Source organism: Stenotrophomonas sp. ATCM1_4, from assembly GCF_004348115.1.
GTDB classification, from domain to species: domain Bacteria; phylum Pseudomonadota; class Gammaproteobacteria; order Xanthomonadales; family Xanthomonadaceae; genus Stenotrophomonas; species Stenotrophomonas capsici.
This window is the reverse complement of the sequence record NZ_QPFB01000001.1, coordinates 2,242,259-2,255,863: the sequence shown is the minus strand read 5'-3', so window position 1 is coordinate 2,255,863 and position 13,605 is coordinate 2,242,259. Positions and strand designations below refer to the sequence as shown.

The window sequence follows — 13,605 nt, the reverse complement described above, 5'->3', positions numbered from 1 at the left end:
TGGAATCCTGGGCAAAGGGGAAGCGGTGCCCGGTAATGATGCCGTGCTCCCCCTCTCCCCCTGTTATCGCGGTGAGTGCCGCGAGGCGATCAGGACTTGATCGCCATCACATTGTCCACCAGTTTCCATTTCACGATCCTGAACCTTGGCTGGCTTCAGAACAGCAGCGAGGACATCCTGCGGCGATAACGGCCCACCAGATCCTCGTCCTCGATCACGCGGAAGGCGTCGATCAGGGTCTTCTTCGGCAGGCTGTCGCGGAAGCCGCGGTCGATGCGCAGCATTTCGATGAACTGCTCCAGCGCGGCTTCATCCTCGCCGCCGAGCAGGTGATGCACGCCGAGCTGGTAGCGGGCTTCCAGGTCATTGCCGTCGGCCTGCACGCGCTGGGCCAGCGTGGCTGCGGCGGGCGCATCCTTGAGCGCGTTGCCGAAATCCAGGCGGGCGCGGGCACGCACGGCACGGTCGTCGGTGGACAGGTTGGCGGGCAGGGCGTCGAGCAGCTGGCCGGCTTCCTCGGCGGCACCGATCTTGAGCAGCGCCAGGGCCAGGTCGAGCTTGAGCTCGGCCTTGTCCGGCTCGGCGACGATGGCCTGGCGCAGTGCGGCCACTTCGGCCTGCGGATCCAGTGGCAGCGCTTCCGGTTCGGCGTCGGTGCTGGCCTCGGCCGGCATCACGCCATGCTGGGTCAGGAACTCACGCAGCTGGCCCTCCGGCATGGCACCGGGGAAGCCGTCGACGATCTGGCCGTCCTTGATCAGGAACACGGTCGGTACCGAGCGGATCTGGAAGGCCGCGGCAATCTGCTGTTCCTTGTCCACGTCGACCTTGGCCAGCTCGAAGGCGCCGTTGTACTCCCCGGCGAGCTTTTCCAGGATCGGGCCGAGCGACTTGCACGGGCCGCACCAGGTCGCCCAGAAATCGACCAGTACCGGCGTCTGCAACGACTTCTGCAGGACGTCGGCTTCGAAGGTCTCGGTGGTGGCTTCGAATACGTGGGGAAGATCGCTCATGGCTGGTTTCATTGCGGACAGGAACCCCCTTCATGGTGGCGGTGGCGGCGCTTCTCAACCGCCGGATGCACGACAGCCCGCCGGGGGCGGGCTGTCGGAAGACCACGAGCCGTGAGGCGCTCAGTGCTGCGTCGGTAGTTCCTGCGCCTGTGCCGGTGCCTGCTGGGCCTGCGCCGGGGCGACGTTGGGCGTGGCCGGCAGGCTCAACTCGGGGTTGACCTGCTGCGCCTGCAGCGCCTTGATCTGCTTGTCCAGCGCTTCGAGCTGGGAGTTGGTGGCGCGCAGGTCCGAGCTCAGCGCCACGGCCTGCTGCTTGCGCTCCTGCAGGGCGTTGCTGACCTGCAGCGACTGCTGGCGCTGCTGCTCGGCTTCCTGCTGCAGGCCACGCAGGCGACGCTCGTTCAGGGTCACCAGCTTCTCGCTGTAGGCCTTGCCGGCCTGCAGGCGGATGGTGTCCAGGTAGACCTGCGCCAGCTGCCGGGTCTGGTCGGCGAAGGTGACATACAGCGACTCGGCGTTGTCGGAGGCCTCGGTGCGGATCACGCGCCAGAATTCCTTTTCATGGAACAGGGCGACGTAGTAGTTCAACGAGTCGGCATGGAACAGCAGGCTGGCGCCGTAGTTGCCGTTGTAGGTGGTGCGCAGTTCGGTCAACTCGTGGTTGGCCATGAGCCGCTGCAGCTCGCTGACGGTGTTGCCCACGGTGGTGTCTTCGCTGTTGGCGGGCGCGGCCGGCGGCTCGGCTTCGCCGCGCTGCCAGCGCCCGGCCATGGCCTGGGGGGCCGCTACGAGGCAGCTGGCAATCAGCAACGCCCAGCACAACCGGGCAGGCAGTGTCTCGATGCTTGTCATAATTCCTCGTAATTCCCCCGAACTGCGATGGCCGTCGCATTTGTGAATGCGCACGGGATGGCGGCGAGCATAGCACGGCCAAATGCGCCGGAACGCACGTCCTGCAACGGCTGCCGTGGCGTGGTGCAAGCGCTCATTCCACCAGTTGGGTGCGACCGCACTGGATGGATTGCATGTGCACGTCGGTGCGGCCCAGCTGCAGGCCGAGCACATCGGACAGCACCGCTGACAACAGCTGGCCGACCGCGTTCAACAACGGACGCAGCACGCCATCGACGACCGGCTTGAGCAGGAGGCACAGCACGCTGCTGCAGCTGCCATTGCCGGTGGCCGGGTTGTAGCTGCCGGTCCCGCTGAGGCCGCCGGGCTTGGTCTGCAGGTACTTGGCCAGCGCGTTCTGCACGCAGCTGTTGTAGGCCAGCAATCCGGCCAGCAGGCCCTTGCACGAGGTGATGCCGAGCACGTCGAGCAGGCCGCCGATGATGCTCGGGTCGCTGACGTTGGTTTCGTAGAGGAACCCCGTCCAGACGTTGCCCTCGACCTTCTTCGGCGTGCAGCCGAGCAGCCAGTAGTCGCAGGTCGGGATCTGGGTGTTCCAGTTGCCCAGCGCGGGCAGGTTGGCATTGCCGTCGCGCAGCAGCGCGACGACGGCCTCGGGCTGGTAGAAACCATCCTTCTTGGAGGCTTCCAGGTACTGGCGGGCGATGTCCTGCGCGGCGTCCGAGCTGGTGCCGGAGGGACTGAACAAGGCCTGCACGGTGCCGAGCAGCGCATCGACCAGCCGCGAGACCAGGTCGCCCACGGCCAGGGGATTGGGTGCCACGGTGCCGGTCTGCCCGGCGCTGAGGGTCAGGGACTGCCGCGCGGACAGCGCTTCGAGCGTGATGCGGTGATTGAGCACGGTCTTGCCGAACAGGCTGACCATGTCCTCGTTGCCCAGGCCGGTGCGGCACAGTTCGCGCGTGGAGTCCCACGGCGTGGTCGCCTTGCCGACGCAGACATTGGCCACCGCGCTGGTGACGTCGACGGTGGCGGTGGCCGGTTGTGCGTTGCAGTCGATCGCGCTGAGCCGGCCGAAGCCGTCGATCACGTCGATGTAGGTGGGCAGCTTGATGCGCGTGCCCAGCCAGCCCAGCACCGCGCCCAGCGCCGGGATGCGCTGCGAGTCGATGTCCAGGAACAGGCGCACCTGGCTGTTGTAGGCGGTGGTGCCGACCGGGCCGATGCCGATCGAGGCAGGCTCGACGATGCTGGCCTTGGCCTCGACCAGGCCCAGCAGGTTCAACTGCGGGATCGCGACGGCATGGTTGGCGTTGGCGATGGAGATACTGGTGCCGATCAGGTCCAGCGCGCTCAGGTCCACGTCCAGCGCGCCGCTGCTGGCGGCGCTGCCGCCGGTGATGCGCGCGAACAGGCCGTTGCTGGCGGCGTCGGAGCCGAGTTGCACCAGCACGTCGCGCAGGCCGACGCGTGCCAGTTCCTGCTTCAGCGCATTGACGCTGACGCCCAGCACGCCCTGTTGGTTGGCGAGGTTGGCCATGATGTCGAGCAGTTGGCCGACGCTGACCTTGTTGGCGGCCAGCAGGCTTTCCAGTTCGCCGGCATTGATGTCCGCGGCCACGTCCACGCCCAACGCCTGCAGCAATCCGCGCGGGGTGATCTTGACGTTGGCCAGCCCCTGGTAGCTGGCGATCTGGGTCTGGTTGAGGTCGATGCCGACCAGCCGCAGCAGGCCCTGCAGCGGTGCATTGCTGTTGACGTTGAGCAGGCGCGACCCCACGGTGAACGCCGCTTGCGGCGGGGTATGCCAGGCCACGGCGGTGGCGTTGATCTGCGGCATGGACGCCAGCTGGTGGAAGAACGGGATCGCCTGCCGCGACGCGGTCACCCGCACGGCGTTGAGCGGGCGTTCCGGCGTGACCACCACGAAGCGCGCATCGGCCGGCAGTTCGGCGCCCCAATAGCCGCAGCGCACGTCGAGCGTGCCGCCGAAGCCGTTGTCGGTCACGGCGTTGCGGCGCGCGGCGAGGTTGTCGGTGTAGTCGGTGGTGCATTGCTCAAGGCGCTGCGCGCCGGCCAGCGCGGCCAGGTCGGCGGTTTTCTGCACGTCACGCTTGACCCAGTACAGATAGCCGACCTCGACCAGGCCGAGGATGACGACCAGCCCCAGCAACAGCAGCATCATCATCACGGCCGCACCGCCGCGTGGTGGCGAGGGCGGGGTGCCGGTCCGGGACCGGCGGGGGGGCGCGGGCAGGCGTTTCATGGAACACCTCAGCGGCTGTTACCGCCATTGGAGGAATTCGGCACGGTGGTTTCGAAGTATTCCGGGATCGGGTGATCGAAGCTGGTGAGATAGCGCTGGTAGCTGCGGCTGGCGGCTTCCCCGAGCATCGGCAGCGGCTTGCCGGCGCTGCCGCCATCGGCCTGCAGGCGCAGCAGTGCACGGGTGGCATCGCCGATCTGCGCGCGCGGGGGCGGCGCGTTGTCGTAGGGTGCGGCGGTGGCGATGGGCGGGCTGGCCTCGCCGGCCGGTGGCGCGCTCGCCGGCGCGGCAGGGGGGTCGACCATGCGTTCGATCAGCGGGGCGTGTTGCGCCTGGACCGGCAGCGGCGCGCACAGCACGGCGGCCAGCAACGCGGAGGTGACGAGGAACCGGCTCATTGCGTGATCTCCTGCGGCTTGGCGGTGGTCGGGCTGAAGCGGTCCAGCATCGAACCGGGCGGTTGCGGCCGCAGCACGGTGCCGGCCGGTTGCGGTTGTGCGACCAGCGCGGTGGCGGTGCCGCGCGGGGCAGGCGCCTCGCTGGCGGGTTCCGGGCGCATCGGCGGGGCGGCATCGGCCACCGGTGCGCGGCGCAGTGATTGCGACAGGCGGTAGATCTCCAGGCGCGTGGCTTCGGGCAGGTTCGCGCGCTGCATCATGTCCTGCGCGGTGCCGGGCTGGCCGGACAGCAGCGCCCACAGCGCCAGGTTGGAGATGGCGCGCAGATTGCCCGGGGCCAGCTCGGCGGCCTTGGCCAAGGGTGCACGTGCCTGGGCGAAATCGCCGGACTGCAGCAACGCAAAACCCTGGTCGCCCAGGTAGGTCGCGTTCAAGGGATCCGTGCGCACGGCGTTGGCGAACGCCAGGTTGGCGTTGCCGGCGTCATGCTGGTTGGCCGCGATCAGCCCGAGGCCGTGCCATGCCGGGGCGGCCTGTGGTCCCTTGGTCAGGCTGCGGTAGATCGGTTCGGCCGCGGCGGCGTCGCCGGTTTCGCGCAGGGCGTCGGCTTGCAGGATGCGCAGTTCCGGGCTGTCGCCGAAGCTGGCGCGGAAGGCGTCGATGTGCGCGAGCGAAGCGAAGTGGGCGCCCTGTGCCTGCATCTTGCGGATCAGGTCCAGGTACATGCCGCGATCGTCCTGCGGTGACTCCACCAGTGCCGGTTCCACCGGCGGCTGCCTGTAGGCGGCCTGCTTCCCGCCACAGCCGACGAGCAGCAGGGGGACCAGCAACGCGAGCAAGGGGCGGGGACCGTGCATCACAGCCCCCGCATCGCGCTGGCCAGGGAAATGATGGCCGGCCCCGCCAGCACCAGCATCAGCGCCGGCAGCAGGGTCGCCATCATCACGACGGTCATCTTGACCGAGAGCTTGCCCACCTTTTCCTTCATCTTCATCCTTCGCTGCTCGCGCAGGCGCATGCCGAACTGCTTGAGGGGTTCCTGCACGGCGCCGCCATGCTGGTGCACCTGCAACACCATCTGCATCAGGCTGCGCAGGTCGTCGTTGTCGAACGATTCGGACAGGCGGCGCAGCGACTGCGCGCGGCTGCGGCCACGCGTGTAGCTGAGGTTGGCGGCCTGCAGTTCCTTGCCCAGTACCGGCACGGCGATGTGCAGCTTGTCGCCGATCATCTGCAGGCTCTGGTCGATGCTGAAGCCCACGCCCTGCAGCAGGCGCAGCAGGTCGATCAATAGCGGCAACTCCTCATCGACCTTGCGGCGCAGGCGTGCGGCCCAGCTGCGCAGGACCAGCTTGGGCAGCAGGATGCCCAGCGCGAAGCCGACCAGCAGCACGATGAAGGCCTGCGAACCCTGCGGGCGCACCAGCAGCAGGCCCAGCACCGGCAGCAGCAGCGCCAGCAGCAGGCGCAGCGCCAGGAAGCTGGCCGTGCCGGTGGTGTGGTTCCAGCCGACCTGCTCGAGCAGCAGCTTGTCCTCCGGCGCCAGCAGCGCCTTCTGGATGCGGCTGCCCTCGAACTGCTGGCCAATGGCCGACAGGTCGGCCAGGCGCTGCCGCCACCAGCCCTGTTTCGGTGTCGCCTCGTCGGCGACGTGGTGGTTGTGGTCCAGCGCGGTCTGCAACGCGGCGGTGGCGCGCTGGCTGCGGCGGCCGTGGTACAGCAGGCCGCCCGCGGCCAGCAGCAGGGCCAGCACGACCAGGATCATGGCGAAGAACAACAGGGTGTTCATGGCCGGCTCCGATGCGGGTGGGGAGCGAGGGGGGCACTCATAGCGACTTGGCCAGGCGGTAGAGCAGGAAGCCGCCACCGAGCTCCAGCAGCAGCGCGGCCACGAGGATCTTCTTGCCCAGCGGGTCATGGAACATGGGCTGGAAGAAGTCCGGGCTCAGCAGGGCCATGAACACCGCCGCGCCGATCGGCAGCAGGCCCAGCACCCAGGCCGACATGCGCGTTTCGGAGGTGGTGGCCTGCAGTTCGCGCTGCACTTCCTCCAGGTCACGCATGAAATCGCTCATGCGCTGTAGGATCTGGTCGCTGCGGCCGCCGATGCGGATGCTGGTGCCCAGGATGACCGCCAGCATTTCCAGCGGCCGCAGGCGGTAGGCCTGCGCGGCCTGCTGCAGGGCACGGTCCAGGTCCATGCCCGCGCGGGTGTAGGCCAGCGCGCTGTCGAGGATGGGGCGCAACGGGGGCTCGACGTTCTGGGTGGCGTTCTGGAACGCCATCGACAGGCTGTTGCCGATGCCGGCGATGCGCACCATGTTCTCCAGGAAGTCCGGCATCTGCGCGACCAGCCGCTGCTGCATCTTCTCCATTCGCCGGAACAGCCACAGCCCCAGTGCCAGCAGGTACAGCGCGAACACGAACACGCCGAACACCGCCGCGCCCAGGCGCATGCCCGCGCCGAAGGCCAGCACCACGCCGGGCACGAGCAGCAACGCCAGCGTCCGCGGTGATTCGCTCAGGCCGGCGCGGCGCAGCAGGTCGGCCCAGCGACGGGTGGGCGGGCGCGGCGCGCGTGGCGCCTCGTGGCTGCGCGCTGCCTCCGGATGCGAGAGGCGGCTTTCGGCATGTTCGGCGGCGGCGCGCTGCTGCACGCGCGTGGCCAGGCCCCACCACAGGCCCATCGCCGCGGCCACCAGCAGCAGCGCGGTACTGGCCAGCAGCAGCGCCGCGGTCATGACTGGCTCCCGAAGTTGGCCTCGCGCAGTTCCTGCCGGAACGGTTCGAGTTTGTAGCAATGCGGGTGGAAGCCCAGCCCGTGCCAACGGTCGCGTTCGCGGTTGTCCTGGTCGAACCAGGCCTCGTGCTTGAACAGCTCCTGGCTGGTGATGACGGTGTCGCTGACGCCGGTGATCTCGGTGATGGAGAGGATCACGCGGCGGCCACTGCCCAGCCGCGAGATCTGCACGATGAAGTCGATGGCGCTGGCGATCTGCCGGCGCAGGCTTTCCTCGCTGCCCTGGAAACCGGCAAAGCCGGCGAGCATCTCCAGCCGGTACAGGCAGTCGCGCGGCGAATTGGCGTGGATGGTGGCCATCGAGCCGTCATGGCCGGTGTTCATCGCCTGCAGCATCTCCAGCACTTCGGCACCACGCACCTCGCCGACCACGATGCGGTCCGGGCGCATGCGCAGGCTGTTGCGCACCAGGTCGCGGATGCTGACCGCGCCGGCGCCGTCGAAGCCGCCCATGCGGCTTTCCAGGCGCACCACGTGCGGGTGGTTCAGGGCCAGCTCGGCGGTGTCCTCGACCGTGATGACGCGCTCGTTGTGCGGGATGAACGTGGCCAGCGCATTGAGCAGCGAGGTCTTGCCGGAGCTGGTGCCACCGGAGATCAGGATGTTGCAGCGGCCGCGCACCATGGCGTTGAGCAGGGCGTACATGGGCTTGTCGAACGCGCCGCGACCGAGCAGTTCGTCTGGCGTGAACGGGTCTTTGCGGAACTTGCGGATGGACACCATCGGCCCATCCACCGCGAGCGGGGAGATGATCGCGTTGAGGCGTCCGCCGTTGGGCAGGCGTGCATCGACCATCGGGTTGGAGTCGTCCAGGCGGCGGCCGAGCGGGGCGATGATGCGGCGCAGGATGCGCAACAGGTGGCGGTCGTCGCTGAAACGCTGGGTGGAGCGCTTGAGCTGGCCACCGCTGGAGACATGCACGTCCTTGTAGCCATTGATCAGGATGTCCTCGATCTCCGGGTCGTGCAGCAGGTCATCGAGCGGGCCGAAGCCGGTCAGCTCCTTCTGCAGGGCATTGGCGACGGCTTCCATCTCCTGCGCGTTGACCGGGATCTTCCATTCCTTGACGAAGGCCGCGGTCTGCGCCTGCACGTACTTGCCGACCGTCTCCGGCGACCATGCGTCGATGTCCACGCGCTGGTCCTCGACGTGGTTGAGCAGGTACTCGTGCGCGGCCGACAGCACGCTCTGGAATTGCTCGGTCTGCTCGAACGGCACCTGCGCGGCGGGTTCGGCGGCCAGGGCCGTTGCCGCGATGCGCGGGGAGAGCGGGGTGACTTTGTCTTCCATGCTTATTTACCGAGCAGGCTGGCCAGGCGCGCCAGCGGGGAAGTGGACGTCGGGGCGGCGGGCCCCGCGCGTCGGCGGTCGATGCGTTGCAGCAGGGGAAGCAGCGCCTTGAGGTACGGGTCGCGAGGGGCCGCATCGGTGAGCAGGCGCCCGAGCCCGGCACAGGAGCGCAGCACGCGCGAGCGGTCGGGCAGTGTCGCCAGCAGGGGCAGGTTGAAGCGCTGCGCGATCTGGGTGTCGGCCAGGCCGCCATTGGGGTCGTAGCGGTTGACTACCAACTGCAGGCGGGCATCGCGCACGCCGCGTTGCTCCAGCTCGCGCATGGTCTGGTCCAGCGATACCAGCGAGCCGATCGCCTGGTCGGTGACCAGCCAGATCTCGCTGGCGTTCTTCAGCAGCGAGGTGGGCATCAGCTGGATCGGCAGTCCGCCGGTATCGCACAGGGTCAGCGGGAACACGCTGCGCAGCCGGTCCAGCAGCGCGGTGGGTTCGTGCTTCTTCAGCAGCGTGCCGCTGGTGGTGCCGAGCAGGGCCAGGCCGCTGGGGTGGTGGGCGAAGGCGCTGGCCGCGAAGGTCGGGTCCATGCGTTCGACGTTGCGCAGGGCTTCCTCGTAGCTGAAGTGGCTCTCGGTGCCGAGGTAGAGGGCTGCGTCGGCCGAGGGCTGGCCCAGGTCCAGCAACAGCAGCCATCCCTGCGGCTGGCCGTTGTCCAGCGCGGGTGGGTTCTGCTCGGCCAGGGTGACGCCCAGGTGGGTCGTCAGGGTGCTGGTGCCGACGCCGGCGCGCACGCCCAGCAGCACGATCAGGCGCCCGGTGGGCTGCGGTTCCGGCGGCGCGGCGACGCTGGTGCGGGCCGGTGCCTGGGTGGCGCAGGCGTGGTCGAATACTTCCAGCATCTGCGCGCTGGTGTTGTCGACGTCGATGAAGTCGCGCACCCCGGCGCGCATTGCCGCCAGCAGGTGCGTGGCCTGTTCCGGGCCGGTGGTGCCGATGCCGATCAGCACCGGCAACGAGGCCAGGTGGCTCAGCTGGCGGGCGATGTCGGTGGAATAGGAGGCGTTGCCGCCGCAGTAGTCCAGCAGCACCACCGCCGAGGGCGGTGCGGTGTCGAGCAGCTCACGCGGGCTGACGTCTCGGCTGTCGACCCAGCGCAGCTCCACGTGGCCGGACAGCACGGCACCCAGCCGGGCCATGTGCCGGTTGTCCGGCGCATACAGCAGCAGCTTGCGTTCGGTATTGCTCTGATTTTGCGGCAACGGCATCACCGAGGACATGAGGAGTGCTTCAGCGTGAGAATCCGGGGAGCTGGTCAGGGCTGGCCGGGTGCAGCAGCCAGGAGCCCCAGACCGGCAGGTTGGGTTGGGCTTCGCGTTCGCCGGGCAGGGCGAACTGGGTGCCGCGCGCCAGCGGGCGCACCAGGCGCGGCGTCACCACGATCACCAGTTCCTTGTCTTCGCGTTTGTAATTGAGGTTGCGGAAGAACGAACCGATGATCGGCAGGTCGCCCAGGAACGGCACCTTGTCCACCATCGAGGACAGCTGGCTGCTGACCAGCCCACCGATCACGAAGCTCTCGCCGTCACCCAGCTCGATGGTGGTGTCGGCACGGCGGGTGGAGATGGCCGGGATCTGGGTGCCGTCCAGGCTGATGCCGCGGCTGTAGTCCAGGTCGCTGGCTTCGGGCGCGACCTTCAGCGCGATGCGATCGGCAGACAGCACGGTCGGGGTAACGGTCAGGCCGATGCCGAACGGCTTGAAAGTGACCGTGGTGGTGCCCAGTCCCTGCGGTTCGAGGATCGGCAGCTCGCCACCGGCCAGGAAGCTGGCGCTCTGGCCGGACAGGGCGACCAGCGTGGGTTCGGCCAGCACGCGCGCCATGCCGTTGCTCTGCAGCAGGTCGATGTTGGCGTTCCACGCGCCGGGGATGGAACTGGCCACCAGGTTGAAGGCCGAGGACAACGCGCTGCTGCCACCGCTGCCGGTGGGCGAGCTGATGCCGTAGGTGAAGCCGCCATTGGTGTTCTTGAAGCTGATGCCGACCTGGCGCAGCACGGTCTTGTTGAACTCGACCACCTTCACCTCGACCTGCACCACGCCGGTGCTGGCGATGGTGGCGGCATCGTTGATAGCGCCCTTTTCACCGACCGCCGAGGCCGCCGCCTTGCGGCTGGCCTCGTGTTCGAGCAGCGACGGGGAACTGCCGGACAGCAGCGCCTGGCCGCCCTGCACGGTGACCTTGGTGCCCCCCTCGCCGAGCAGGCCTCCCTGGATGGCATTGCGCACTTCCACGCGGATCCGCGAGGGCACCGGCTGGTTGCGCATCCACAGCAGCAGCGTGGTGCTGCCGGGCGACTTGCCGACCAGCAGGGCCTCGTTGTTGCGTCCCAGCCGGGTGATGTCGGCGATGGAGGGGTCGGCGATGGCGATGCGCTCCACGCCGGCCGGCAGGTTCCAGGGGCGTTGCTCGTTGAGCTCCAGCAACACGCTGGAGGCGGCCGGCAGCTGCTGGGCATGCGCCGGCTGCAGGGGCGCCAGCGCCAGCGATGCGACGCTGGACAGGGCCAGGACAGCGATGAGTGATGCGGTGTTGTACGGACGCTGGAGCAAGGCGGATCCCCCGATCAAGGCGAAGACAGGCGGTTGGACGGTGTTGTCCCGCGGATGATTTCGATGCCCGGCCGGGCCGCGGCACGCGGTGCACGGCTGCGCGCCGGTGCGCGGGTGGCGTTGGCGGTGACCGCGGGCCTGGCCGGGCTGTCGCCGGCCAGCGCCTGCAGGTCGATGCCGGCGTAGGCCTGGTTCTCCGGACGCTCGGCGGCGCTGGCCGTCGCGGCGTCGAGATCGCGGCGCAGGGCCAGTACCGGCGCCGGTGCGACGAAGATCGAGGCATCGGCCAGGGCGGTATCGCCGGGGTTGCGCAGGGCCAGGAACAACTTGCCGCTGTGCGCGGCCAGCAGCAGGCGGCCGGCGTCTTCCACCGGTACGGCCAGGATCGCGCTGCGTGCCTGGGTGGCGTTGCTGCCGCTGGAGGAGGAACTGCCGGAGCGCGAGGCGATGGTCTCGGCGCGGCTGCCGGGCTCGGGTGCGGCGCCGTCGCCGCTGCTGGACGCCGTGGCCGGGTGCGGCTTGCCGACGTCGTCATCGCCGTAGCCCAGCACCCGCAGCCGCGACAGCAGCAAGCGCGCCTGCGGGTTGTCGTTGCGGCCGGCGCCGGCCTCGGACGGTGCCTGCAGGCTCATGAAGACATCCACGTAGTCGCCGGGGGTGATGCGGTTGCTGACGCCGGCCAGTTCGTCGACCGGCACCGATACCGCCCGCTCGCCGGGCTTGATGCCGGCGGCGATGCCCTGCAGCAGTTGCCCGGGCACCAGCATGGCGCCTGCGGCGATGGCCACGGCGGGGATCCGCCCGGTGACGTCACCGACGTTGGCGAAGCCTTCGCCGGCGGGCACCGGCAACTCGGTGGTGGACAGGTCGGCGGCGCTGATGGCCTGGCCGGCGGGCAGGGCACGGGTGGCGACCACCACCGCCCGGCGCGGGATGCCCGGCGCGCTGCTGGCTTGCGTGCCTGCCTCGGCCGGCGGCGGGCGTCGCCCAAGGCCAAAGGCCAGTACAGCCAGGATGCCGGCGAGCACCAGCAGGAGGATGGCCGCAATGCGGATTGCCTTTGGCATCGTTGAAGCTCCGGTTGAGCGTGGGTCAGTTGCCGCCGAGGTCCAGTTGTACGGTTGCGGTGCTGCGCAGGGTCTGGCCCAGGGTCCAGCCCAGCAGCGGGCCGGTGCCGGGCATGAACGGATGGCTGTCGTAGTCGTAGGACGCGGTGACCCGGATGCACTTCACGGTGGCATCGGAGGTGCAGGTGAACGGTTGCGACACGTTGATGGGCGCCGCGCTGGGATTGCTGCATGAAGCGCTGGCGCGGGAGAAGTTCAGCAGCCACTGCATCGAATGCGCGGCGGCCTGGCATGCATTGCTCCGACGTTGTGCGGTATCGCCGTATCGCAGGGCGGCACGTGCGCCTTCGCCGGCGGCCAGCGTCAGTGATTGCTTGGCGGCGAACACCATCACCCCGGTGAAGGTCACCAGCAGCAGCGGCAGCACGCCGAACATCAGCATGAAGGCGAACTCGAGCGTCACCACGCCGCGCTGCCCGCGGTGCTTCAGTCGTCCTCGATCAGCCATGGCTGGCTCCTTGCAGTACGTAGCCGATCATCGCCAGGCCAAGGTAGGCCGCGTACGGGATGCCACGGCGTCCTTGCCGTGTCGAACGCAGGTCCATCCGCCAATCCCGGATCCAGCCGGTGTTGCCCCAGCCGGCGACCCTGCGCTGCATGCCGGGTGCCGAGCTGGACAGCAGGGGCCACGCGACGACGAGGAGCGCGTGGACACCGGCGGCCAGGCTGGCGATCACCCAGATGGGAAGCAGTGCCTTGGTGCCGAGCAGGAAGCCGATGGTGGCGAAGAGTTTCACGTCACCGGCGCCCATCCAGCCGATGACATGGAAGGGCAGCAGCACGAGCAGGCCCAGCACGCCGCCGGCCAGGCAGCTTGCCAGCCCCACCGGTGCGGCGTTGTGGCTGAGCTGGAGGAACAACACCAGGGCCAACGTGACGGCCAGCACGCCGTTGCAGACGCGCCGGGCGGCCAGGTCACTGATCGTGACCTGCAACCCCAGCAGCAGTGCCAGCAGCCCGACGGCGGTCATGGTGCGATGCCCTCCCGGCTCAGGTGCCTGCCACCACGTCTTCCAGTCGCGCCAACACGGTGGTGAAGATCGCGGTCAGGCCGTCGCGCGCGAAGAAGATGATGATGCCGGCGATGACGGCGGCCAGCAGGCCATATTCCAGGGCGGTGACACCGTCTTCCTGCTTGAGGAACTTGCGGATAGCGTTCATAGCGTTCTCCCTGATGACCCGGTGTCGGTGTTGCACCGACTGCAGCCGGGCAAAGATGGGCATCGCTGCCCGATGAAGGTCATTGGGATCT

At 68.8% G+C, this 13,605-nt stretch carries 14 protein-coding genes; all 14 read right to left on the bottom strand.

Going from position 1 to position 13,605, the window contains the following annotated elements:
* Positions 1 to 155: 155 nt before the first annotated feature.
* Positions 156 to 1,013, bottom strand: coding sequence for a thioredoxin (gene trxA / locus ATCM_RS10310; RefSeq protein ID WP_132864445.1), 858 nt, complete (start codon positions 1,011 to 1,013; stop codon positions 156 to 158).
* Between the two features lie 120 nt (positions 1,014 to 1,133).
* A complete protein-coding gene (locus ATCM_RS10305; RefSeq protein ID WP_132864444.1) occupies positions 1,134 to 1,865 on the bottom strand; it encodes a DUF2968 domain-containing protein in 732 nt (243 codons plus the stop codon).
* Between the two features lie 133 nt (positions 1,866 to 1,998).
* Positions 1,999 to 4,131, bottom strand: coding sequence for a TadG family pilus assembly protein (locus tag ATCM_RS10300; protein ID WP_132864443.1), 2,133 nt, complete (start codon positions 4,129 to 4,131; stop codon positions 1,999 to 2,001).
* Positions 4,132 to 4,139: 8 nt separating this feature from the next.
* A complete protein-coding gene (locus tag ATCM_RS10295; protein WP_132864442.1) occupies positions 4,140 to 4,529 on the bottom strand; it encodes a DUF3613 domain-containing protein in 390 nt (129 codons plus the stop codon).
* Entirely contained in the window at positions 4,526 to 5,386 is an 861-nt protein-coding gene (locus ATCM_RS10290; RefSeq protein ID WP_132864441.1) for a Flp pilus assembly protein TadD, read from the bottom strand. Before ATCM_RS10290 ends, ATCM_RS10295 begins: the two co-directional genes overlap by 4 nt.
* The gene (locus ATCM_RS10285; RefSeq protein WP_132864440.1) at positions 5,386 to 6,318 is read right to left on the bottom strand and encodes a type II secretion system F family protein; all 933 of its coding nucleotides are present in this window, start codon (positions 6,316 to 6,318) and stop codon (positions 5,386 to 5,388) included. Before ATCM_RS10285 ends, ATCM_RS10290 begins: the two co-directional genes overlap by 1 nt.
* Positions 6,319 to 6,355: 37 nt before the next feature.
* The gene (locus tag ATCM_RS10280; RefSeq protein ID WP_132864439.1) at positions 6,356 to 7,270 is read right to left on the bottom strand and encodes a type II secretion system F family protein; all 915 of its coding nucleotides are present in this window, start codon (positions 7,268 to 7,270) and stop codon (positions 6,356 to 6,358) included.
* Positions 7,267 to 8,619, bottom strand: a complete 1,353-nt coding sequence (locus ATCM_RS10275; RefSeq protein ID WP_132864438.1) for a CpaF family protein — start codon at positions 8,617 to 8,619, stop codon at positions 7,267 to 7,269. Before ATCM_RS10275 ends, ATCM_RS10280 begins: the two co-directional genes overlap by 4 nt.
* A 2-nt stretch (positions 8,620 to 8,621) precedes the next feature.
* Positions 8,622 to 9,893, bottom strand: a complete 1,272-nt coding sequence (locus ATCM_RS10270) for a fimbrial protein (RefSeq protein WP_132864437.1) — start codon at positions 9,891 to 9,893, stop codon at positions 8,622 to 8,624.
* Between the two features lie 10 nt (positions 9,894 to 9,903).
* A complete protein-coding gene (locus tag ATCM_RS10265) occupies positions 9,904 to 11,160 on the bottom strand; it encodes a type II and III secretion system protein family protein (protein WP_207911844.1) in 1,257 nt (418 codons plus the stop codon).
* Between the two features lie 80 nt (positions 11,161 to 11,240).
* On the bottom strand, positions 11,241 to 12,293 hold the full coding sequence (gene cpaB / locus ATCM_RS10260) for a Flp pilus assembly protein CpaB (RefSeq protein WP_132864436.1): 1,053 nt from the start codon (positions 12,291 to 12,293) through the stop codon (positions 11,241 to 11,243).
* Positions 12,294 to 12,318: 25 nt separating this feature from the next.
* Entirely contained in the window at positions 12,319 to 12,801 is a 483-nt protein-coding gene (locus tag ATCM_RS10255) for a pilus assembly protein (protein ID WP_132864435.1), read from the bottom strand.
* Positions 12,794 to 13,324, bottom strand: a complete 531-nt coding sequence (locus ATCM_RS10250) for a prepilin peptidase (protein ID WP_132864434.1) — start codon at positions 13,322 to 13,324, stop codon at positions 12,794 to 12,796. Before ATCM_RS10250 ends, ATCM_RS10255 begins: the two co-directional genes overlap by 8 nt.
* 19 nt (positions 13,325 to 13,343) lie before the next feature.
* Positions 13,344 to 13,514: a Flp family type IVb pilin gene (locus ATCM_RS10245; RefSeq protein WP_132864433.1), complete on the bottom strand. Its 171-nt coding sequence runs from the start codon at positions 13,512 to 13,514 to the stop codon at positions 13,344 to 13,346.
* Between the last annotated feature and the right edge of the window lie 91 nt (positions 13,515 to 13,605).